The 21,446-nt window shown below is 71.3% G+C and carries 18 protein-coding genes; 15 read left to right on the top strand and 3 right to left on the bottom strand.

From position 1 onward, the window contains the following. Position 1 precedes the first annotated feature (1 nt). The 10 genes from ITP53_RS14430 to ITP53_RS14475 all read left to right on the top strand — a co-directional run bounded on the left by ITP53_RS14430 (position 2) and on the right by ITP53_RS14475 (position 10,257). A complete protein-coding gene (locus tag ITP53_RS14430; RefSeq protein WP_195895887.1) occupies positions 2–850 on the top strand; it encodes an ester cyclase in 849 nt (282 codons plus the stop codon). A gap of 14 nt (positions 851–864) precedes the next feature. Further along, positions 865–1,665 (top strand): alpha/beta fold hydrolase, encoded by an 801-nt coding sequence (locus tag ITP53_RS14435; protein ID WP_195895888.1) that lies wholly within the window; start codon positions 865–867, stop codon positions 1,663–1,665. Positions 1,666–1,679: 14 nt separating this feature from the next. Then, positions 1,680–2,105: a holo-ACP synthase gene (locus ITP53_RS14440; protein WP_195895889.1), complete on the top strand. Its 426-nt coding sequence runs from the start codon at positions 1,680–1,682 to the stop codon at positions 2,103–2,105. Beyond that, the gene (locus ITP53_RS14445; RefSeq protein ID WP_195895890.1) at positions 2,075–3,007 is read left to right on the top strand and encodes an ABC transporter ATP-binding protein; all 933 of its coding nucleotides are present in this window, start codon (positions 2,075–2,077) and stop codon (positions 3,005–3,007) included. The genes ITP53_RS14440 and ITP53_RS14445 overlap by 31 nt, the downstream gene beginning before the upstream one ends. A 12-nt stretch (positions 3,008–3,019) precedes the next feature. Next, positions 3,020–4,192, top strand: a complete 1,173-nt coding sequence (locus tag ITP53_RS14450) for an ABC transporter permease (protein ID WP_195895891.1) — start codon at positions 3,020–3,022, stop codon at positions 4,190–4,192. Then, positions 4,189–5,364 (top strand): ABC transporter permease, encoded by a 1,176-nt coding sequence (locus ITP53_RS14455; protein ID WP_328814461.1) that lies wholly within the window; start codon positions 4,189–4,191, stop codon positions 5,362–5,364. The genes ITP53_RS14450 and ITP53_RS14455 overlap by 4 nt, the downstream gene beginning before the upstream one ends. Positions 5,365–5,369: 5 nt before the next feature. Further along, entirely contained in the window at positions 5,370–6,623 is a 1,254-nt protein-coding gene (locus tag ITP53_RS14460; protein ID WP_195895892.1) for a sulfotransferase family protein, read from the top strand. Next, a complete protein-coding gene (locus ITP53_RS14465; protein WP_195895893.1) occupies positions 6,620–8,023 on the top strand; it encodes an acyl-CoA carboxylase subunit beta in 1,404 nt (467 codons plus the stop codon). Before ITP53_RS14460 ends, ITP53_RS14465 begins: the two co-directional genes overlap by 4 nt. Before the next feature lie 159 nt (positions 8,024–8,182). Further along, positions 8,183–9,100, top strand: a complete 918-nt coding sequence (locus tag ITP53_RS14470; protein WP_195895894.1) for a DUF3068 domain-containing protein — start codon at positions 8,183–8,185, stop codon at positions 9,098–9,100. Positions 9,101–9,150: 50 nt separating this feature from the next. Further along, positions 9,151–10,257 (top strand): NAD(P)H-dependent flavin oxidoreductase, encoded by a 1,107-nt coding sequence (locus ITP53_RS14475; protein WP_195895895.1) that lies wholly within the window; start codon positions 9,151–9,153, stop codon positions 10,255–10,257. Positions 10,258–10,342: 85 nt separating this feature from the next. On the opposite strand, the gene ITP53_RS14480 is transcribed toward ITP53_RS14475, so the two are convergent. Further along, the gene (locus ITP53_RS14480) at positions 10,343–10,483 is read right to left on the bottom strand and encodes a hypothetical protein (RefSeq protein WP_236050802.1); all 141 of its coding nucleotides are present in this window, start codon (positions 10,481–10,483) and stop codon (positions 10,343–10,345) included. 25 nt (positions 10,484–10,508) lie between these two features. Further along, positions 10,509–11,318 carry a crotonase/enoyl-CoA hydratase family protein gene (locus tag ITP53_RS14485; RefSeq protein ID WP_195895902.1) on the bottom strand — a complete coding sequence of 270 codons (810 nt, stop codon included), beginning with the start codon at positions 11,316–11,318 and terminating at the stop codon, positions 10,509–10,511. 114 nt (positions 11,319–11,432) lie between these two features. Here ITP53_RS14485 and ITP53_RS14490 point away from each other — a divergent pair, with 114 nt between their 5' ends. Genes ITP53_RS14490 through ITP53_RS14510 form a run of 5 tightly spaced genes read left to right on the top strand, consistent with a single transcriptional unit; the run spans position 11,433 to position 17,621 of the window. Beyond that, positions 11,433–12,977 carry an acyl-CoA synthetase gene (locus tag ITP53_RS14490; RefSeq protein ID WP_195895896.1) on the top strand — a complete coding sequence of 515 codons (1,545 nt, stop codon included), beginning with the start codon at positions 11,433–11,435 and terminating at the stop codon, positions 12,975–12,977. Continuing rightward, positions 12,967–13,866, top strand: coding sequence for a Zn-ribbon domain-containing OB-fold protein (locus tag ITP53_RS14495; RefSeq protein WP_328814467.1), 900 nt, complete (start codon positions 12,967–12,969; stop codon positions 13,864–13,866). The genes ITP53_RS14490 and ITP53_RS14495 overlap by 11 nt, the downstream gene beginning before the upstream one ends. After that, positions 13,863–14,882: a thiolase domain-containing protein gene (locus ITP53_RS14500; RefSeq protein ID WP_195895897.1), complete on the top strand. Its 1,020-nt coding sequence runs from the start codon at positions 13,863–13,865 to the stop codon at positions 14,880–14,882. Before ITP53_RS14495 ends, ITP53_RS14500 begins: the two co-directional genes overlap by 4 nt. A gap of 7 nt (positions 14,883–14,889) precedes the next feature. Continuing rightward, positions 14,890–16,035, top strand: a complete 1,146-nt coding sequence (locus ITP53_RS14505) for a thiolase domain-containing protein (RefSeq protein WP_195895904.1) — start codon at positions 14,890–14,892, stop codon at positions 16,033–16,035. Next, positions 16,035–17,621: an acyl-CoA synthetase gene (locus tag ITP53_RS14510; protein ID WP_195895898.1), complete on the top strand. Its 1,587-nt coding sequence runs from the start codon at positions 16,035–16,037 to the stop codon at positions 17,619–17,621. Before ITP53_RS14505 ends, ITP53_RS14510 begins: the two co-directional genes overlap by 1 nt. Positions 17,622–17,765: 144 nt before the next feature. Here the strand turns inward: ITP53_RS14510 and ITP53_RS14515 are convergent, their stop codons facing one another. After that, entirely contained in the window at positions 17,766–21,344 is a 3,579-nt protein-coding gene (locus ITP53_RS14515; protein WP_195895899.1) for a hypothetical protein, read from the bottom strand. Positions 21,345–21,446: the final 102 nt, after the last annotated feature.

Here is a 21,446-nt window from a genome sequence, read left to right on the forward strand (position 1 = left end):
GGTGGATGCGCACCAAGCGGCCGTGCTGCACATGGACGCGTGGAACGGCCACGACCCGGCGCGGGTGGCGGCCACGGCCGACCTGTTCGACGCCCCAGGCACCGGCGGGCCCGTCGCCGGCGAGGAGTTGCGGGCGCACGCCGCGGAGCTGTTCGAGGCGTTTCCCGGGCTGAAGTTCGGCATCGACGTCGAGGCGTCCGGGCCCGGCCACGCCGTGCTCTCCTGGACGCTGGACGTCGAGCAACTGGGCCGCTATCTCGGCGTGCCGCCCACCCAGGCGACGGCCACGATCAGCGGCACCGACACCGTCCGCGCCGGCCACGGGCGGGTGCACGTGGCGCGCGCCTTCGACCGCCTCGACCTGCTCGACCGGCTCGGTATCCAGGTCTCGCCGCAGCCGCAGCCGATCCGCGGCTGGGAGTACGGCCTGGGGTCCCGGCTGGAGACGACCCGCGCGGAACGGCCTGGCGCGCTCGTCCTGACTCGCCTGGACGCCGCCGACCAGCAGGAGGAGGAGCAGGTCGGCATGCTCAGCGCCGCCGTGACGGCCGGCCTGCGCAACTCGCGGGGCTTCCTCGGCGCCGCCGAGCTGCACGTCGGCGGGCGCATGTACACGCTGAGCGCGTTCGACCGGCCCGAGTCCACCCGGGCCGTGCACATGAAACCCCATCAGCGGGCCGTACGGCGATTCTTCCGCTCGGGGCTCTGCACGGGCGGCGCGGTCACCGTGTGGACCCCGTTGCGCATCTCCGACTACGTCCGCTGCCCCGGCTGCGGGTCACTGAACGAGCTGTCGGCCACGCCGCAGTGCGCCTGCGGCCGGACGCCAGGACCACGGCCCCTGTTATGAACGAAGGAGTGACGATGACGACGACATTCGCCTTGGAGCACCGGGCGGGCGACAGCACCCGGCCCACCATAGTCCTGATGTCCGGTATGTTCGCCGGCGCGTGGACGTGGGATCTTACCTTCGAAGCGCTTACCGAGGACGGCTGGCCGGTCGCCCGCATCATTGAGCCGATCGCCAAATTGCCGGACCTCGCGGGCTCGGTGCCCAAGGTCAGGAAAGCCCTGATGGACACATGCGACAAGGCGGGGATCTCGGACGTGATCCTGGTGGGCGTGTCGATGGGCGCGGCCGTGGTCCTGGACGCGGCGCTGGCAGAGCCCGAACGCGTCCACGCGCTCGTGCTGACGGGCACCCCCGGGCTCACCCCCGATCCGGACCTCGGCATCGCGCCCGACTGGCGCGGCGGGAGTCTCATCTTCTCCGAGGACTTCATCGACCGCATGGCGAAGGCGCTCATCCACGAGGGCATGGACAACGAAGTCGCCACCCAGGAAGGGCTCGAGCGGATCAAGGCGGTCTTCACCGACCGCGACGGCATGGTCGGCATCAGCCGCGGGATCAGGGCGATCAGGCGCTACAACATCCGGGCGGCGCTCAAGCACACCCACTGCCCGGTGCTGAACATCTGGGGCGACTCGGACCGCACGACCCCGGTCGAGCCCTGGATCGCCGTCGCGGAGATGTACGACAACCACCGGCTCGTCCTGATCGAGCAATGCGGGCACGTGCCCATGGCAGAGAAGTCGGCGGAGTACATCGCCATCATGCGCGACTTCATGGCCGAACTCGACCTGGCGCACGCGGCCTTGGCATGAACATCCTCATGGGGGTGGACGCCCTTCAGCCGGAGCGGGTGGCGCGCGCCATGTCCGAGTGGGGGCCCGCCTACTCCGCCCGGATCTGCTCCCCCGCCGAGCGGGAGGAGTGGGGGAGCGAGCCCCTGGGGGTGGCCGCGTGCCTGGCCGTGAAGGAGTGCCTGATCAAGGCGCTGGGTGCCAGGCCGGACCCGTTCAGCTGGCACGACCTGAGGACCGGCGGCGTGGCCTGCGACAACGCGCGGGCGCTGCTGGCCGACGCCGGCCGGGCGCTCCGCGCGGCGGACGGCCCCGCGGAGTTCCGCGTCACGGGCTGCGCCGTCTCGGACCGCGGTCTGTGCGGGGCGGCGCTCTGGGGACAGAAAGAAGATCACATCTTGGCCATCGCGGTGCTCTTGGAGGAGGGATCGTGCGCACAGCACTCGAGTGCGAAGGACTGACGAAACGGTACGGCGGCCTGCTGGCCGTGGACGGGCTGAAACTATGCGTGGCCCAGGGCGAGGCGTACGGCCTGCTGGGGCCGAACGGCTCCGGCAAGAGCACCACCATCGGCATGATCGTCGGTGTGCTGGCGCCCGACAGCGGCATCGCCAGGGTGCACGGCCACGACGTGTGGCGGCAGCCGCGGCAGGCCAAGGGGCTCGTCGGCTACGTGCCGCAGGAAGTGGCGCTCTACCCGGACCTCACCGGGCGGGAGAACCTGCGCTATTTCGGCAGGCTGTTCGGGCTGCGCGGGCGCCGGCTCGCGGAGCGGGTGTCGGCGCTGCTGGACGTGGTGGGCCTGGCCGACCGTGCCGACCAGTTGCTCGGCACGTACTCGGGCGGCATGCAGCGGCGCATCAACATCGCCGCCGGTCTGGTGCACGAGCCGTCCGTGCTGATTCTCGACGAGCCGACGGTCGGCGTGGACCCGCAGAGCCGCAACGCGATCCTGGAGAGCGTCCAGCGGCTCGTGGCCGACGGCATGACCGTGCTCTACACCTCCCACTACATGGAGGAGGTCGAGAAGGTGTGCGACCGGGTCGGCGTCATCGACCACGGCCGCATCCTCGCGGAGGGGACCCCCGAGGAACTGATGGGCATGCTGGCGCCGGGCGGCCGGACCGAGATCGAGGTCGAGGGCGACGTACGGGCGGCCGAGGCCGCGGTGGCCGCGCTGGCCGGGGTGACGGTGACCGCGCACCGCTCGCGGCTCCTGATCGCCTGGGGAGAGGGCGCCGACCGGCTGGCGGACGTGCTGCGGGCCCTGGACGGCGTGGTGACCGTCGTACGCACCGAGGCGGTCCGGCCCACCCTCGAAGAGGTCTTCCTGCAGCTGACCGGCACCTCGTTACGCGACTGAACGGACTGTCCGATGCGAACCATCCTCGTCATGAGCGGCCGGGAGTTCACCGCCCGCCTGCGTGACAGAACCGCCCTGCTGGTGATCGTGCTCGCGCCCGTCGTGCTCGCCTCCCTCTTCAGCTTCGCGCTCGGACGCGCGGATCCGCCGGCCGGCGGTGTGCTGGGTGTCGTGAACCTGGACGGCGGAGAGGCCTCCACCCAGGTCATCGACGAGGTCGCCAAGTCGCCGGAGCTCGCCGCGGTCATCAAGCTGCGCCGGCTGCCCTCCGAGCAGGCGGCCGAGCAGGCGCTCAAGACCGGTGAGATCGGCGCGGCGGTGGTGTTCCCCGCGGACTTCAGCCGCAACGTGGAGCGCGCGGGCGGGCAGTCGCTGCGCGTCCTCAGCCCCGCGGAAGGGGCCCGCGGCGGCGTCGCGGCCAAGGGCGTGGTGGACCGCGTCTCCGCCGCGGTGTACGCCAGAACGCTGGCCACCAAGGTAGCCGTGCTCGGCGACGTCGCCGAGGACGAGGCGAAGGGGCTGGCCGAGAGCCATCACGTCCCGATGGCGGGGCTCACGCTCACCACCCAGACCATGCCGGGCGGCTCGTCCGTCGCGGCGGCCTACTACGGGCCTGGCATGGCGCTGCTCTTCGGATTCTTCGCCGTGGCCGCGGCCGCGCGCAGCCTGCTGGCCGAGCGGCGGCTGGGCACGCTGGCCAGGATTCGGGCCACGCCCGTCTCGCCGCTGGCGGTGGTGGCCGCCAAGGGCCTGGTCGGTTTCGTCTTCGCACTGCTCAGCATGGTGACGACCTGGGCCTCGTCTGCGCTGCTCTTCGGCGCGGACTGGGGGGAGCCGGTGGCGGTCGTGGCGCTGCTGACGGTCTTCGCGCTCGCCGCGACGGGCATCACCATGGCGTTGGTGTCCGGGCCGCGTACCGGTGGTGAGACGGAGGGCTCGCTGTTGGTGACCGCGTTCACCTTCGCCATCCTCGGCGGCAACATGGTCAGCCTCTACCAGATGCCCGAGTTCATGCAGTGGGTCTCGCTGCTGACCCCCAACGGGTGGGCCACGCGCGGGTTCTCGATCCTGACGGCGGGCGAAGGCGGGCTCGCCGACCTCGGCGCTCCGCTCGCGGTGCTCGCCGTCATCGCGTTGTTCTTCGCCGGCATGGTCGTCGTGCGATTCAGGAGGGGACTCACGTGAGCCGTTTCGCCGCCCTCTTCGGGGGCGTCTACATCGTGGCCGCGCTGGTGGCGGCCAACCTGCGGCGACAGGGCCGCGACCGCATCGGGCTCTTCTTCATCGTCATCCTGCCCTTCGTCATCATCACCGTCGTCGGGCTGGCGCTCGGCGGGCACTCCAGCGACGTGCAGCGCTTCCGCCTCGGACTGGTGGTGGAGGGAACCGGAGCTGGCTCGGCCGAGCTGATCACGAGCCTGGTGGAGCATCCCGGCCTGACGGTGGCGAAGGTCGCAGGAGGAGAGCGCGAACTGCGCCGCCAGATCGGGCAGGGCTCGCTGGTGGCCGGCCTGGTGGTGCCCGAGGGCGCCGACTCCACGGCCGCCGCTCTGCGGTTCGTCATGGTGGAGAACAGCGGTGAGGCCGCCGTCGTACGCAACAACGTGCACGCCGCGCTCGGCCGGTACGGCGCGCTGGCCGACGCTCGGCGGGTGGCCGAAGCGGTCGGCGTCACCCCGGCGCAGGTCGACACGGCGGTGGCGGAGACCGACCCGATCTTCGCCGACATCCGGATCGTCCCGGGCGCCGAGTCGCTGCGGCTCGGGTTCGCCTACACCGCGCCGGCCAATCTTGTGTTGTTCACCTTCATCAACTCGGCGGCGGTCGCCGGCGCGCTGGTGGAGACCAGGCGGCTGGGCATCAGCCGCCGGAGTCTGGCCGCGCCGGTCAGACCGGGAGTGCTCCTGGCCGGGGAAGCGGTGAGCCGCTACCTGATCGCCCTGCTGCAGGCCCTGCTCGTGGTGGTGGTGACGGCCCTGCTCTTCGGCGTGGAGTGGGGACCGCCCGCCGGAGTGCTGGTGGTCACGGCGGCTTTCTGCCTGGTGGCGACGGGGGTGGCGATGCTCGTGGGCAGCCTCGCCAAGACCGGCCTGCAGGCCGCCGCGCTCGCGCCGCCCATCGGCATCATGCTGGGCATGCTCGGCGGCTGCATGTGGCCGCTGCTCATCGTGCCGCCCGTGCTCCGGGCCGCCGGCCACGTCTTCCCGCACGCCTGGGCGATGGACGCCCTGCTGGCGCTGCCACTGCGCGGCCTCGACGGCGCGCTCACGCCCCTCGCGGTGCTGCTCGGCATGGGGATCGCGCTGACCGCCGGGTCGATGTTCATGTTCCGCCGTTCGGTCATGAGGATGAGGTGAAGACCATGAGTACCGAGGCGACCACCATTGACGATCTCGCCTGTCCGCGGTTCACCCCGATGGTCGAGTCGATGCGGGCGTTCATGGTGCGTACCGCGTCACCACACCTGGAACCGTCCGCCCTGATGGACACGGCGATGGCCGAGACGGGACTGTCTGACTTCGGTGACCCGTCGTTCCACGAGCCGCTGGCCGTCCTGTGCGAGTCGCTGGCGAAGGACGTGTCGCTGAGCCCCTTCGGGCAGGTGTACGCGTGGAACCAGATCAGCCGGCTGCTGATGAACAGGCTGCTGGTCGAGGACCTGGTCCGCACCGATCCGAGCATCCTCGACATCTCGATCGAGCGGCCGATCGTGATCGCGGGGATGCCCCGATCGGGCACCACTCACCTGCACAACCTGCTCTCCGCCGATCCCGCGCTGCGCTCCATGCCCTTCTGGGAGGCGAACGAGCCGGTGCCGCCGCCGCAGGAACGCCGCGTGCGCGCCCGGCGTGACCCGCGCCTCGACCGGGCCAAGCAGGTCGTCGGCATGCTCAACACGTGCATGCCGAGGTTGCGGCAGATGCATGAGATGACCGTCGGGCACCGGCCGGAGGAGATCCATCTGCTGGCTCTGGCGTTCTCGACGTTGTACTTCGAAACGTGGGCGGGCGGGCTGCCCACCTACCGCGACTGGTACCGGTCGGCCGACCAGACGTTCGCCTACCGCTACCTGCGCAAGGTCCTCCAGGTCCTCACGCGGTTGCGCGGCGGCTCCCGCTGGGTGCTGAAGTCGCCCCAGCACCTGGAGCTGTTCGAGCCGCTGTCCACGGTCTTCCCCGACGCCACCGTGGTGGTCACGCACCGTGACCCGTACTCGGTCGCGACCTCCTTCGCGACGATGCACGCCTACACCGCGCGGATGTACCTCGACAAGGTGGACGTGGCCCGGGTGGGCGCGTACTGGGCCGACCGGACCCGCCACATGCTGGCCGCCTGCACCGGCACCAGGGACCTGCCGGCGCCCGAGCGCTCGATCGACGTGCGGTTCGCCGCGCTCGTCGCCGACAACCTGGCGGTGGCCGAGGCGGTGTACGAGCGGGCGGGGCAGCCCTTCACCGACGTGGCGCGGGAGCAGCTGGCCGCGTACGTGGCCGCGCACCCGCCGGGCAGGCACGGGCGGGTCGCCTACGACCGCGGCATCCTCGGGACCGATGACGGATGGGGCGAAACGTTCGCCGCGTACATCCGGCGGTTCGGGGTCGAGGAGGAGACATGAACGGCCGTGACGGCACGATCCTCACGGGCGCGGCGGACCCCCGCGACCCGGTGGCCCGTCTCGCCGCGCTGCTCGATCCCGGCACCATGCGGCCGATCGGGTCGGCCGCCGGCGGCGTGCAGGTGGCCTGGGGACGGGCGGACGGGGTGCGTGTGGTGGCCTTCTGCACAGACGCGCGGGTCCAGGGCGGGGCACTCGGCGCCGACGGTTGCGAGCAGGTGGTCCGCGGCTACGACGTGGCCATGCGCGAGCGGCTGCCGATCATCGGCGTCTGGCACTCGGGTGGCGCCCGGCTCGCCGAGGGCGTCGAGTCGCTCGACGCGGTCGGCCGGGTCTTCGCGGTCATGACCCGGGCTTCCGGGTTGGTCCCCCAGATCTCCGTGGTGGCCGGGCCGGCGGCCGGCGGTGCGGCGTACGGCCCCGCGCTGACCGACATCGTCATCATGGCCGGCCCAGGCCGGATCTTCGTCACCGGTCCCGACGTCGTCAGGAGCGTGACGGGGGAGCGGTTCGACATGGAGACTCTCGGCGGCCCGGAACCGCACAGCAGGCGCAGCGGCGTGGCGCACATGGTGACCGGCACGGAGATGGAGGCCTGCCACGCGGCGCGGCGGCTCGCCGCGCTGCTCGGCCACCAGGGTCTGTTCCGGCCGGAGGTGGCCGAGGCCGACCTGTCCGGCCTGCTGCCCGACTCACCGCGCCGCGCCTACGACGTCCGGCCGCTCGTCACCGGGATGCTGGACGAGCCCGGCGTGGAACTGCACCCCCGATGGGCGCCGAACATCGTCACCACGCTCGGCAGGTTCGCGGGCCGGACCGTCGGGGTGGTGGCGAACAATCCCCTGCGTCTCGGAGGCTGCCTGGACGCGTTGTCCGCGGAGAAGGCCGCCAGGTTCGTACGCATGTGCGACGCGTTCGGCACCGCCTTGATCACTCTGGTGGACGTGCCCGGCTACCTGCCCGGCATCACCCAGGAGCACGGGGGCGTGGTCCGGCGCGGCGCCAAGCTGTTGCACGCGTTCGCCGAGTGCTCGGTGCCGCGCGTCACGGTGGTGACCCGCAAGGCCTACGGTGGCGCCTACATCGCGATGAACTCCCGTGCGCTCGGCGCGACCAAGGTGTTCGCCTGGCCGGACAGCGAGATCGCGGTCATGAACGCGGTCGCGGCGGTGCGGGTGCTGAAGCGCCGCGAGCTGGCGGCCGCGTCGGAGGAGGAGCGGCCGGGTCTGGAGGCCAGGCTGGCCGAGGAACACGCCGCGCGGGCCGGCGGGCTGGGGCGGGCGCTCGAGCTCGGGGTGGTGGACGAGGTCGTGGAGCCGGAGAAGACGCGGGGCGCCATCCGCCGGGCCCTGGCCGAGGCGGTCCCCGCGCGGGGCGCGCATGGCAACATCCCGCTCTGACACTTTTGTTATCCAGAAGGGGCTGCGACGGTTTGTCAGCAAATGCTAATTTCCAGTAGCGAGCGGGTCGCAGGCGGTGGACGGTGACTTGTCGTTCGGGGTGACCAGGTGTCTCATGTAACACGTTCTCATGTCCCGCGACCGCCAGGAGGATTCTGGATGCGACGCACACCTGTTCTCGTCCTCGTCGCCATCGGCACGTTCCTGGTCGTGCTGGCGGGCATGGTCCGGATCTGGGCCGCCGACAGGATCATCTCGGCGCCGGCGAACCAGTACAGCGTGCTCGAGTTGGCCGCTCCCAGCTCGCAGTACTTCTCCATCGCAGAAGGCAAGGTGCTGACCGCCGACCTCAGCGTGCTCGTCACCACCCGGGGCGACGTCGCGCAGGCGACCGACTCGCGGGTGGTCTGGGACGAGTTCACCGTGGTAGACGACGTGACCAACGACCACTCGCAGATCAACATCTCCGAGCGGCGCAGCGCCTTCGACCGGCACACAGGCGTGGCCGTCAACTGCTGCGGCGTCAGCGTCGACAAGGAGCCGGTGCGCCTGGAGGGTCAGGTCTACCTCTACCCGTTCGGGGTGGAGAAGAAAACCTACAAGTTCTTCAGCCAGACGGCCCGCAAGGCCTTCGACTCGACCTTCGTCGGCGAGGAAACGATCAACGGGGTGCCCGTCTACAAGTTCCAGATGCGGGTGCCACCCACCAAGATCGCGACCATGACCGCTCCCGGTTCGCTCTTCGGCCTGGATGAGGAGGGCGACGTCCAGCTCGACCGCTGGTACGAGGGCGTCGAGACGCACTGGATCGAGCCGACGAGCGGCACTCCCGTCAAGCAGGAGGTGCACCGCGACGAGACGCTCACGACCCAGGACGGTGTCGAGCGCACCAAGGCCCTGGTCATCACCGCCACCTACACGCCGAAGACCGTCGACGCCATGCTGCGCGTGGCCACCGACGCCACGAGCCAGATCACGTTGCTGAAGGTCACGATCCCCATCGCGCTGCTCGCGCTCGGCGTGCTGGTGCTCCTGGTGGCGGTGTTCGTCGGACGCAGGCGGGGTACGGCCGAATGACCAACTAGAACGCGTTGCAGTTTGCTCCCCGCCGGTCGTATCGTCGAGGCATGCGGACACGTGTCACGGACATGTTCGGAATCGACCTGCCGATCTTCGCCTTCAGCCACTGCCGCGACGTGGTCGCCGCGGTCAGCCGGGCCGGAGGGATGGGTGTGCTCGGCGCTCTCTACTTCACTCCCGAAGAGCTCGAACTGGAGCTCAAGTGGATCGACGACCACGTGGACGGCAAGCCGTACGGCGTGGACGTGGTCATGCCCGCCTCCTACGAGGGCGCCGACTTCGCGCCCGACGAGCTGGTGGGCCGCCTGCAGTCGATGATCCCCCAGGGCCACCGCGCCTTCGTCGAGGAGCTGCTCGGCAGGCACGGGGTGCCGGCGCTCTCCTCGGACGCGGATCCCGGCAGGGTGCTGCTCGGCTGGACGGACGCCACGGCCCGGCCGCAGGTGGAGGTCGCGCTGCGGCACCCCATCGCCCTCCTGGCCAACGCCCTCGGCCCGCCGCCCGCCGACGTCGTGGACCTCGCCCACGCCCAGGGCGTCAAGGTCGCCGCGCTCGCCTCCACCCCTCGCCACGCGCTCAAGCAGGTGGAGGTGGGCGTCGACGTGGTGGTGGCCCAGGGCACGGAGGCCGGCGGCCACACCGGCGAGATCTCGACCATGGTGCTGATCCCGCAGGTCGTGGATGCCGTGGAGGTGCCCGTACTGGCGGCGGGCGGAATCGGCAACGGCCGTCAGATGGCGGCGGGGATGGCTCTGGGCGCGGAGGGCGTGTGGACCGGCTCGCTCTGGCTCACCGTCGAGGAGGCCGACACGCCGGAGATGGCCAGGCGCCGCATCCTGGAGGCCACCTCCAGGGACACCGTCAGGTCCCGCAGCTGGACGGGGAAGCCGGCGCGGCTGCTCAGGAACGAATGGACCGAGGCGTGGGAGTCCGCGGAGTCGCCGGGGACGCTGCCGATGCCGCTGCAGTTCATGCTGGTCTCGGACGCGCTGCGGCGGATCGGCCGGTCGGACGCGTCGGAGCTCGCGACGTTCCCCGCGGGCCAGATCATCGGCATCACCAACCAGGTCCGCTCCACGAAGGACGTGGTGTTCGGCCTCCTGGAGGAGTACGCCGAGGCCCTCGACCGCCTGAAACGCCTCACCACCGACTGACCCCTGAACGGGAAACGACTCGCCGGCCTCCCCGCGCATCTCCCCGTGATCCATGCGTGGGAGCCGGCGATGCCTGGCGACGAACTCATCGGCGCTCAGGCGCCGCTTGCGCGGGAGCGGTCGCAACTCCGTCGCGGGTGATGTGGAACATCTCGCCCGCCTCAACCCGATCCATGACGGCGGCGGAGTCGTCGCGCAACTCCCGCTGGGTGATGACCTTCGCCATGCGCCTGCCGTACCCCTGCGTCTCTTCAGTGGGAGTGGTAGGCAGGGGGGCGCTTTTCGCGGAAGGCGCGGGCGCCTTCCGCGGCGTCCTGCGAGCCGATGACCGGCCAGCCGAGCTCGTCCGACACCTTCAGCGCCTCCGGCTCCGGCAGTCCCAGCGTGTCGCGGTACGCGCGCAGGATCGCCTGCACGGCCAGCGGCCCCGACGCCGCCACGTCCGCCGCCAGGTCGCGAGCCGCGCTGAGCGCCTGGCCGTCCGGCACCACCCGGTTGACCAGGCCCATCCCCAGGGCCTCCGCCGCCGTGACCGCGCGTCCGGTGAGCAGCAGGTCCATCGCGTGGCAGTACGGGATCTGGCGGGGCAGGCGGACCGCGCTGCCGCCCATGGGGAACAGCGCCCGCTTGGCCTCGAACAGGCCGAGCGTGGCCGACTCCGCCACGATGCGCAGGTCGGTGCCCACCAGCAGTTCCGTGCCGCCCGCCACCGCGTAGCCCTCCACGGCGCTGATGATCGGCTTGGTCGGCAGGTCCTCGCGCAGGAGGCCCTTCCAGTGGTAGTTCGGGATCTGCGCGGCCCTTTCCTGGACCTCCGGGTCGCTGGACGGCAGGCCCATGGCCTTGAGGTCGGCGCCGGAGCAGAACGTGCCCGCCGCGCCCGTCAGGATCGCCACCCGGATCCCGGCCTCGGCCGACGCGTACGCCCACGCCGAGGCCAGGCCGACCAGCATGTCCGAGGAGAGCGCGTTGCGGGCCTCCGGGCGGTTCATGGTGACGATCAGGACATGGCCGTCGCGTTCGATCCGGCAGTGGGGAGTGCTGATCGTCAAGAGCTCCACGTACGCCTCCGAAGTCACGAAGATCAAGCGCTTGCTACCAACTTTGCCCCAGGATACGCTCCCCCCAACAAACGAGAACAGGTTCCTATTTGCCCGCTCGCCTGAGGAGTTCGGATGGGGACGCTCGGTTTCTGGAGGCTCGCACAGGCGGATCCCGAGTGGGTCGCGGCGGTGGATCCCGACGGTACGGAGCATCGCGCGGGCGACCTGCTGGCCAGGGCGAACCGTCTCGTTCATGGGCTGCGCGAGCTGGGTCTGCGGCCCGGCGACGGCTTCTGCGGGCTGGTCCCGAACGGCGCCGACGGCCTCGTCCTCTACCTGGCCGCCCTGCAGGCCGGCTGGTACTACACCCCGATCAACTGGCATCTCACCGGGCCCGAGATCGCGTACATCCTGTCCGACAGCGAGGCCAGGGCCTTCTTCGTCCACCCGAGACACGCGGCCGAGGGCGCCAGGGGCGCCGAGGTCATCGCCGCGGAGCGCCGGTTCGCCACAGCCGATACAGCGGGTTTCCGCCCGATCGGCGAGCTCACCGACGGCCGGCCGGACACTCTGCCGCAGGACCGTACGGCCGGCGCCACCATGCACTACACCTCGGGCACGACAGGCAGGCCCAAGGGTGTCCGGCGACCGCTGACCGGCCTCGACCCGGACGACGGGGCCGAGTCGATGGCGTTCCTGCCGAGCATGTTCGGCATCACCGCCGGGCGGCCCAACGCGCATCTGGTCACCTCGCCGAGCTACCACACGGCCGTCACCCAGTTCGGCGGCACGGCCCTGCACATGGGTCACACGCTGGTCTACATGGACCGGTGGGACGCCGAGGAGATGCTCCGGCTCTGCGAGCGCCACCGGATCACCAACTCGCACCTGGTCCCCACCCACTTCAAGCGCCTGCTGTCGCTCCCGGCGCGGACCCGCGAGAAGTACGACCTGTCCTCGCTGAGGTGGATGATCCACGCCGCGGCCCCCTGCCCGGTGCCGGTCAAGCAGGCCATGCTCGAATGGTGGGGCGACGTGGTCTACGAGTACTACGCGGCCACCGAGGGCGGCGGCACCCTGGCCACCCCCGAAGACTGGAGGTCCCACCCGGGCACGGTCGGGCGGGCCTGGCCGATCAGCGAGCTGCTCGTCGTCGACGAGGCCGGCGAGCCGGTGCCGACCGACGCCTCCGGCACGATCTACATGAAGATGATGGGCTCCGGCTTCGAGTACAAGGGCGACCCGGCCAAGACCGAGGCGAACCGGCTCAAGGACTTCTTCACCGTCGGCGACATCGGCTACCTGGACGAGGACGGCTTCCTGTACCTCCGCGACCGCAAGGCCGACATGATCATCTCGGGCGGCGCGAACATCTACCCCGCCGAGATCGAGAACGAGCTCGTGATCCATCCCAAGGTGGCCGACGTGGCCGTGTTCGGGATCCCGGACGAGGAGTGGGGCGAGCAGATCAAGGCCGTCGTCGAGCCCGCCGCAGGCATCGAGCCGGGACCGGAGCTGGCGGCGGAGCTGATCGCCTCGCTGGAGGGCCGGCTGGCCAGGATGAAGTGGCCGAGGAGCATCGACTTCATCGCCGAGATGCCCCGCGAGCCCAACGGCAAGCTGCTCAAACGCAAACTCCGCGACCCGTACTGGGAGGGACACGACCGTGCCATCTGATCCGCTGGTCGCCCGGCACGTCCTGGAGTTCCCCGGTGGCTACACGCGTACGACCGGGCCGGTCATCGGCCGGTTCCTGAGCGAGTTGCGCGCGCGTCGCATCGTCGGGGTGCGTACGAGGGAGGGCAGGGTCCTGGTGCCGCCCCTCGAGTACGACCCCGCCACCGGCGAACCGGTCACCGGCGAGTACGTCGAGGTCGGCCCGGCCGGCACGGTCACCACGTGCGCCTGGGTCGAGGAGCCGCTCGACGGCCACCCGCTCGACCGCCCGTTCGCGTGGGCGCTGATCGACCTGGACGGTGCGGACACCGCGCTGGTGCACGCCGTGGACGCCGGGGACCCCAAGGCGCTGCGGGCGGGCACCCGGGTCTGGCCGGTCTGGCGCGACCGGCCCACCGGCAACATCACCGACATTTCGTATTTCGTTCCTGAGGTCACGAAGATCGTGTCGAACGTGCGCACCGAATACCGACTCCAGGCCGGTGGCGCGCTGCGCGTCTTCCTTGAGGGCGTCCGGCGCGGAGTCTTCCTCGGCGGCCGGTGCGCCGCCTGCGACAAGGTGTACGTGCCCTACCGCCTGTCCTGCCCCCAATGCGGGAACGCCATCCCGGAGACGATCGAACTCCCCGACACAGGCACGATCACCACGTTCGCCATCAACAACCTGCCCGACCCACGGGCTCCGGAGGTGCCGTTCGTGTCGGCGTACATTCTGGTCGACGACGCCGACATCCCCATGATCGCGCTGATCGGCGACGTCCCCGCGCACGAGGTACGCCAGGGCATGCGCGTCAAGGCGGTCTGGGTCCCGGAGGGCGAGCGTACGGCGTCCATGGCGAACGTCCGCTGGTTCGCCCCCACCGGCGAGCCGGACAGGGAGCTGCCATGAGAGAGATCGCGATCGTCGCGTTCGCCCAGACGCGGCACACCGGCCACGACACCGGGCTGACCGAGTCCGAGCTGATCCTGCCCGTGATCAACGAGGTCAAGGAGCGCACCGGGCTCGACCGGTTCGGCTTCACCTGTTCGGGGAGCTGCGACTACCTGGCGGGCGCGCCGTTCTCGTTCGTGTCGTCACTCGACGCGCTGGGGGCCTGGCCGCCCATCCAGGAGAGCCACGTGGAGATGGACGGCGCCTGGGCCCTGTACGAGTCATGGGTACGCCTCCAGCACGGCGACATCGACTCGGCCCTGGTCTACGGCTTCGGCAAGTCGTCGACCGGCGACCTGAACACGATCATGACCCTCCAGCTCGACCCGTACTACCTGGCGCCGCTCGGGCTCGACCGGCTGTCCTACGCCGCCCTCCAGGCGAGCGCGCTCGACGCGGACCGGGACGAGCTCGACGAGATCGTCCGCCGCAGCCGCGCGGACGGCAGGAGCAACCCGTACGCGCTCGACCTGCCCGAACTGGACGACGCGGACTTCGCGGTGCGCCCGCTGAAGCGGACAGACGTGCCGCCGGTCACGGACGGAGCCGCCGCGGTCGTGCTGGCGGCCGGCGATCTGGCGCGTGAGCTTTGCGGCAACCCCGCCTATATCAGGGGTATCGCACACCGCATAGAGCCCCACTACTTGGGTATGCGAAATTTGACCTTGTCGGCCTCCGCAGCCGATGCCGCACGCGCCGCGGGGGTCGGCAAGGGTCCCGTCGAGGTGGCCGAGCTGCACGCACAGTTCCCGCACGAGGAGATCATCCTGCGGGCGGCGCTGGAGCTGGGCGGCGACACGACGATCAACCCGTCCGGTGGCCCGCTGGCCGCCAATCCCGTCATGGCCACGGGTCTCATCCGCATCGGCGAGGCGGCGCGCCGCATCCTCGACGGCGACGCGAGCCGTACGGTCGCCCACGCCGCGAGCGGACCCTGCCTGCAGCACAATCTCGTCACCGTCATGGAGGCATGAGATGGCCATGAACAGGTGCGCGGTCATCGGCGTCGGGCAGACCCGCTACAGGACCAGGCGGCCGGACGTGTCGATCGCCGGGCTGGTGCGGGAGGCGGCGCTGCGGGCGCTGGAAGACGCCGGGCTCGGATTCGAGGACATCGACGCCGTGGTGATCGGCAAGGCGCCGGACCTGTTCGAGGGCGTGATGATGCCCGAGTCGTACCTGGCCGACGCGCTCGGCGCGGCCGGCAAGCCGATGACGCGGGTGCACACGGCGGGCAGCGTCGGCGGGTCCACGGCGCTGGTCGGCACGAGCCTCGTCCAGGCCGGCGTACACGAGCGGGTGCTGGTCGTGGCGTTCGAGAAGCAGTCGGAGAGCAACGCCACCTGGGCGCTGTCCACGCACCTGCCGTTCAGCGCGTCGCTGGTGGTGGGCGCCGGCGGCTACTTCGCCCCGCACATCCGCGAGTACATGCGCAGATCGGGCGCGCCCGGCCACATCGGCACGCTCGTGGCGGTCAAGGACCGGCTGAACGCGCTCAAGAACCCCTACGCGCACCTCAGGATCCCCGGCATCGACCAGAAGATGGTCGAGTCCACGCCGATGCTGTGGGAGCCGATCCGCTACCTGGAGACCTGCCCGTCCAGCGACGGCGCCTGCGCGCTGGTCCTGTCCTCGGAGTCCGCGGTCACCGGCACGCCGGCCTGGGTGCACGCGACGGCCATGCGCTCCGAGCCGATCTTCCGCGCCGGGCGCGACACGGTCTCGCCGCAGGCGGGCAAGGACTGCGCGGCCGACGTCTACCGCCAGGCCGGCATCGCCGACCCGCGACGGCAGATCGACGTGGCCGAGGTGTACGTGCCGTTCTCCTGGTACGAGCCGATGTGGCTGGAGAACCTGGGGTTCGCGGCCGAAGGGGAGGGATGGAAGCTCACCGAGTCCGGCGCCACGGCACTCGACGGTGACATCCCGTGGAACGCCTCCGGCGGGGTGCTGTCGAGCAACCCGATCGGGGCCTCCGGGTTGATCAGGTTCGCCGAGGCCGCGCTGCAGGTGCGCGGGATGGCGGGCGAACACCAGGTGGACGGCGCCCGTACGGCGCTCGGCCACGCCTACGGCGGGGGAGCCCAGTTCTTCGCGATGTGGATCGTAGGACGGGAGATGCCCTGATGGAATTCAACCACGCTGACCTCTTCGAGGGGCTCGCGGACGCGATCGGGGACAGAACGGCCGTGATCTGCGGTGACGACCGTCGCACGTTCGCTGAACTGGAGGCAGAGTCCAACCGGCTCGCCCACTACCTGATGGATCTCGGCGTCCAGCCGGGGCAGCACGTCGGCCTGCACCTCTACAACGGCATCGAGTACGTCGCCGGACTGCTGGCCGCGCTCAAGATCCGGGCCGTGCCGATCAACGTCAACTACCGGTACGTCGAGGCCGAGCTGCTCTACCTCTACCGGGACTCCGACATCCGGGCGCTGGTCTACGACGTGGAGTTCGACGCCAGGGTGGCCGCGGTGGCCGACGAGGCGCCGCTGCTGGAGCACCTGATCTCGGTGGGCGGGCGGTCGTCGATCGGCTCGGCGGTGCCGTACGAGACGGCTCTGGAGCTGGGGAAGCCGGAACGGGGCTTCCCGCCGCGCTCCGGGCAGGACCTCTACATCATCTACACGGGCGGCACCACCGGTCTGCCGAAGGGCGCGATGTGGCACGTCGAGGACCTGTTCATGGGCTTCGGCGGCGGCAACCCGTCCGGCGAGCCGCGCGCCACGCCCCAGGAGGTGATCGACGAGGCGGTCAAGGCGGCCCCGATGGTCATGATGGCGGCACCGCCGCTGATGCACGGCGCCGCCCAGATGGCCACGTTCCTCGCCTGGTGGATGGGCGCGACGATCGTGTTCGTACGCAAGTTCGACGCCCATGAGGTGTGGCGGACGATCGAGCGCGAGAAGGTCTTCACCATCAACATCACCGGCGACGCGATGGCCAGGCCACTGGCCGAGGCCCTCAAGGACGGCGACTACGACGTCTCGTCGCTGTACGTGATCGGCTCCACCGGCGCGATCCTGAGCGGGGCCGTCCGCGACCGTCTCCAGGACCTGCTGCCGAACGTCATGATCCTGGACAACTTCGGCTCCACCGAGTCCGGCTACACGGCCTCCGGCGTGGCCGGCTCCTCGCCGGAGAAAGGCCTGCGTTACCAGCCGAACTCCGTGGTCAAGCTGGCCGTGCTCGACGAGCGGCACCGGCCGGTCGAGCCCGGATCCGGGCAGCTCGGGACCGTGGCGCGGTCGGGGCGGGTGTCGTTCGGCTACTACAACGACCCGGACAAGACGGCCCGCACGTTCGTCACCGACGAGGCGGGCACCCGGTGGCTGCTCACGGGCGACCTGGCGAGCGTCGATCCGGACGGGACCGTGAACGTGTTCGGGCGGGGGTCGCAGTGTGTCAACACGGGTGGGGAGAAGGTGTTCCCCGAGGAGGTCGAGGCGGTGCTCAAGGGGCATCCGTCGGTGTTCGACGCCGTGGTGACCGGGGTGCCGGACGAGCGGTGGGGGAACCGGGTGGCGGCCGTCATCGAGCCACGGCCCGGCGTCGAGGTCACGGCCGAGGAACTGGACGCGCACTGCCGGACGGTGTTGTCGGGCTACAAGGTGCCGAGGTCGTACGCGTTCGTGACGGAAATGGTCCGCTCACCGGCCGGCAAGGCCGACTACCGCTGGGCCCGCCGCACCGCCGAGGCCGCCGGCTCCTAACCGCTCGGACGGCATCCTCAGCGGCATCCGGACCCCGCCGCGCTCAGCGGTTCGGGTCGGTGGTTTGGGCTCGTGCTCGGCTCAGCGGTTCGGGTCGGTGGTTGGGAGTCACGTTGTGCGCGGCGGTTCGGGTCGGTGTTGGGGTCAGCGGGCTGTGAGGCGGCGTAGTTCGTCTTCGAGGGGTTTCGTCTCGTCGCCGGCGCCGGCCTTGCGCAGCAGCGCCAGCCGGCCGCGCAACACGTCGCGGAGCAGGTCGGCGAAGCCGTCGTCGGCCGAGTCCGCGACCAGGCCGCGCAGCAGGCCGGCCGAAACGCGCAGGGCGGCGTCGGCCGCGTCGTCCCTGCCCAGTTCCTGCTGACAGAAGCCGAGCCTGGCGTGCGCGACGGCCCTGGCCGGCACGTCACGCGTGACCTGCGTGCCACGATGGAACACGAGGCTCGCCTCCAGCGCCCGCCCCGACTCCATCAGCGCGTCGCCCAGCATGAGCATCCCCCGGCCCAGCAGCCCCGACAGCGCCGGATTGCCCGGCGCGTACCGTTCCAGCGCCGCGACCGCCTCCCGCAGCGGCCCCACCGCGTCCTCGGCCAGCCCCCGCGTGCCGAGCGCGGCGGCCAGCGTCAGCCCGGCTCCTGCCCGGCTGATGTGCAGGGCCTCGGCGTTCATGCCCGTGGTCAGCAGGTCGTCGTACATCGCGATGGCCTCTCTCGCCCTGGCCTCCGCCTCCGCGCCGTCGCCCAGCCCCAGCAGGGTCCGCAGCTCCGAGCTCTGCGCCAGCGAGTCGGCCAGGATCGCCCGATACGTGAGATCGTCCGGCGACCTCCTGGCCAGCGGAATCAGCCGCTCCACGAGCGTGTCGGCCGCGGTGAGCTCGCCGAGCATCAGGTGACACCTGGCGAGCCGCTGTACGGCCAGCGCGTGCCTGACCGTGCCCGCCGGTTGCCCCGTGGCGGCGATCCTGGCGTACTCGGCCGCGTCCTCCGCCCGCCCACCGGCCAGCAGGTCGTCCGCGATCACTCCGGCGACCTCGGCGGCGGCCGCCGGCTGCGCCAGCCGGGTGTAGATCTCCAGCGCCTCCACGAGATGCGCCATCGCCTCCCGCTTCCTGCCGAAGGCCCGCAGCACCTGTCCTCGTACCTGGATCGCCTGCGCCCGCGCGTGGGGCAGCTCCTGGCCCCGCTCCCTGGCCCGCTCCAGCTCGGCCAGCGACCAGGTGACCGCCTCCAGCGCCGCCTGTGGTCGGTCGAGCACCGCCAGGCTGGAGCCGAGCCTGGCGTACGTGACGGCTGCGACGGCGGGGTCGTCCAGTTCGTCGCACAGATCGGCGGCCCTTTCACAGTGGGCCAGCGCCTCGACGGCACGCCCGCGTTCGAGCAGCTCGACCGCGTAGCGGCTCAGCGTCTCGGCCAGCACCCTGCCGCGCTCATCGACGGCGGGGCGGTCGCCGATCTGGGCGCCGAGCAGGATGACGGCCTGCTCCAGGACGACGAGATCAGTGGGGTCCAGCCTGCCGAGCGCGGCGAGCGCCAGCCCCAGCCGGTCGCGATACGTACCGGAAACGGTGACCAGCCCCCGATAAACCTGCACAGCCAGCCCACCGGCCGCCACACCCACCCGTACCTCTGGCGTGCCCGCGTCACCTTTGCCCACGGTCGGTGCGCCCGCGTCACCCACCGACACCTCTGGTGCGCCCGTGTCGCCTTCCCGCACGGTCGGTGTGCCCGCGGGACCTTCCCTCGGCCCGATCGTGTCGCCTGCCCGCGCGGCGGTGCTCGCGAATCTCGCCAGGTAGCGCCCGTACCTCTCATGTACCTCGGCGCCGGTGCTCAGCGGCACCGTACGTTCAAGCGCCTCGGTGAAGTCCGTGAGGGGCGGCAGCAGCGCGCCTGGCGGGTCGTCCAGGGCGGCGTCGAGCTCCTCGATGAGGGTGGTGAGCACGTCCGGCGCCGGCAGCGGGCGTAGCCGGAGCAGCCGCGCGTGCAGGGGGATCGCGGCGGCCGGGCCCTCCTCGCGCACACGCAGCCTGGCCAGCCGGGCCAGGGCCAGCACGTGTACGTTCACCAGGTCAGAATGGGCGGGGCCACGCTCGACCGGCAGTTCGGTGCCTTCGGTGAGCTTCGCCCGGGCCGCGTCGTCGTCGTGCAGCTCGGCCAGGCAGAGGCCGCTGAGCTCCAGGCAGGTGGCGGTGAGCAGCCGTCCGGGTTCGGGGGGTTCGTCCGGCATGATCTCCAGGGCGCGGGTGGCCGAGATGAGCGCGCCTTCCACGTTCTGCCTGGTGAAACGGATGCAGCCCTGGAGGAGCAGCGCTCCGGCGAGCGGCAAGGGAGTCTCGAGTCGCTCGGAGACGAGCGCGGCGTACAGCCCGACCAGACGGTCGGCGGCCGCCTCCGCCTCCGACGAGCAGGCGGCCCGGGACAACGCGACGGTGTTCAGGATGAGCAGCTCGGCGAGCTCCGCGCCGGACTCGCGGCTCGCTCCGGGCCGCGGCTCGTACGACTCGATGGCGGTGAGCAGGTGGGGCACCGCCTCCTTGTGACGGCCCAGGCCCATGAGCGTACGACCGAGCGCCGCCGCGACCCGGCCGACGGCCACCGCGTGGGATCGATCGGATACGGCGTGCCGCTGGAGCAGCTCGGCGGCCTGCATCGCCAGCGCGAACCCGTCCTCCGCCCGGCCCGCATCCGCCCAGGCCCGCGCGAGCCCGGCCTGTGCGGAGACGTAGGCGTGAACGTCCGCCGCCCGCGGTTCGACGGCGCTCTCAACGGCCGCGCGGCACTCTTCGAGCAACCGAGCGGCCCTGCTCACGGCCTGTTCCGGCGGGGTGGCGACCAGCGCCTGCATCCAGTGAGGAGTGGCGTCCAGCGCGTGCGTCCGGTGGGGGGTGGCGGGCCATGCCGGGGGCCTGGAGTGTGGCGACGCACGTACCTCGGCGCGATGGAGTAGGTAGCCGTCGTCCTCCTGGCTCAGAACGCCGTACAGCTCGGCGGCGATCTCCAACTGCGCCAGGCCGTCGGCGGGCCGGTCCAGCCGGTCCAGGCACAGGCCGAGCAGGTGCCTGGCCCTGGCCTGCGTACTCGTGTCATGCTCGGCGGCCACGCTCATGCCCTCCTGCAACGACTCCAGCGCCACCCCCGGGCGAGCATCGGCCATCAGCAGCTCACCGAGGTCAAGTAACTGCTCGGCCAGGCGGAGGCGGTACTCGTCGGGTTCGAGGGCGGCGAGCGCACGCAGGTTCCGTACGGACTCGGCGGCGGCGCGGGTGGCCGCGTCGAGGTCGTCCAGGGCACTGTGCAGCCGGGACAGCAGCGCCGTGGCCTCGGCGAGCATGAATCGCAGCCCAGGCTCCGCCGCCGCGAGCCCACGCGACCTGGCGGCGGCTGCCGCGGCGGGGACCAGGGCGTCGGCCGTCCTGCCGTGGTGGTGGAGCCAGCCGGCGAGAGCATGGAGACGCTGAGCCACGTCCCGGTTCGTGTCGGCCACGTCCTCGACGGCGGCGGTGACCGCGATCGCCAGCCCCGCGGCCAACTCGGCCACCGCCCTGCCGTCCGACTCCTCGAACGGCACCATCGGCCCCGGAACCACCATCGCCGCCTCGGACGGTCCGGCGCCGCCCATCACCGCCGACGCTTCGGACGTCGCCGATGCCTCGGACAGCGCCGGCGACATGGCTGCGGGGCGCACCGTCGACCGCTCGGTTTGGGTCGGCGGCGGGGCTGTGGGGCGCACGGTTGGTTGCCTGGGCGGCGTGGTTGTGGGGCGCGGGGTCTGTGCTGTGGGTGGCCTGGACGCGGAGCGTTTCGTCTGCCGCTCGGTGAGTTCGGGGAGTGG

The sequence above is a fragment of the Nonomuraea cypriaca genome (assembly GCF_015645445.1).
In the GTDB taxonomy this organism is placed as follows: Bacteria; Actinomycetota; Actinomycetes; order Streptosporangiales; family Streptosporangiaceae; genus Nonomuraea; species Nonomuraea cypriaca.

Coding starts and splice junctions, on each gene's coding strand:
- ITP53_RS14435 (WP_195895888.1), top strand. CDS start 865: ATGACGACGACATTCGCCTTGGAGCACCGGGCGGGCGACAGCACCCGG.
- ITP53_RS14450 (WP_195895891.1), top strand. CDS start 3,020: ATGCGAACCATCCTCGTCATGAGCGGCCGGGAGTTCACCGCCCGCCTG.
- ITP53_RS14460 (WP_195895892.1), top strand. CDS start 5,370: ATGAGTACCGAGGCGACCACCATTGACGATCTCGCCTGTCCGCGGTTC.
- ITP53_RS14465 (WP_195895893.1), top strand. CDS start 6,620: ATGAACGGCCGTGACGGCACGATCCTCACGGGCGCGGCGGACCCCCGC.
- ITP53_RS14470 (WP_195895894.1), top strand. CDS start 8,183: ATGCGACGCACACCTGTTCTCGTCCTCGTCGCCATCGGCACGTTCCTG.
- ITP53_RS14475 (WP_195895895.1), top strand. CDS start 9,151: ATGCGGACACGTGTCACGGACATGTTCGGAATCGACCTGCCGATCTTC.
- ITP53_RS14480 (WP_236050802.1), bottom strand. CDS start 10,483: ATGGCGAAGGTCATCACCCAGCGGGAGTTGCGCGACGACTCCGCCGCC.
- ITP53_RS14490 (WP_195895896.1), top strand. CDS start 11,433: ATGGGGACGCTCGGTTTCTGGAGGCTCGCACAGGCGGATCCCGAGTGG.
- ITP53_RS14500 (WP_195895897.1), top strand. CDS start 13,863: ATGAGAGAGATCGCGATCGTCGCGTTCGCCCAGACGCGGCACACCGGC.
- ITP53_RS14505 (WP_195895904.1), top strand. CDS start 14,890: ATGAACAGGTGCGCGGTCATCGGCGTCGGGCAGACCCGCTACAGGACC.
- ITP53_RS14510 (WP_195895898.1), top strand. CDS start 16,035: ATGGAATTCAACCACGCTGACCTCTTCGAGGGGCTCGCGGACGCGATC.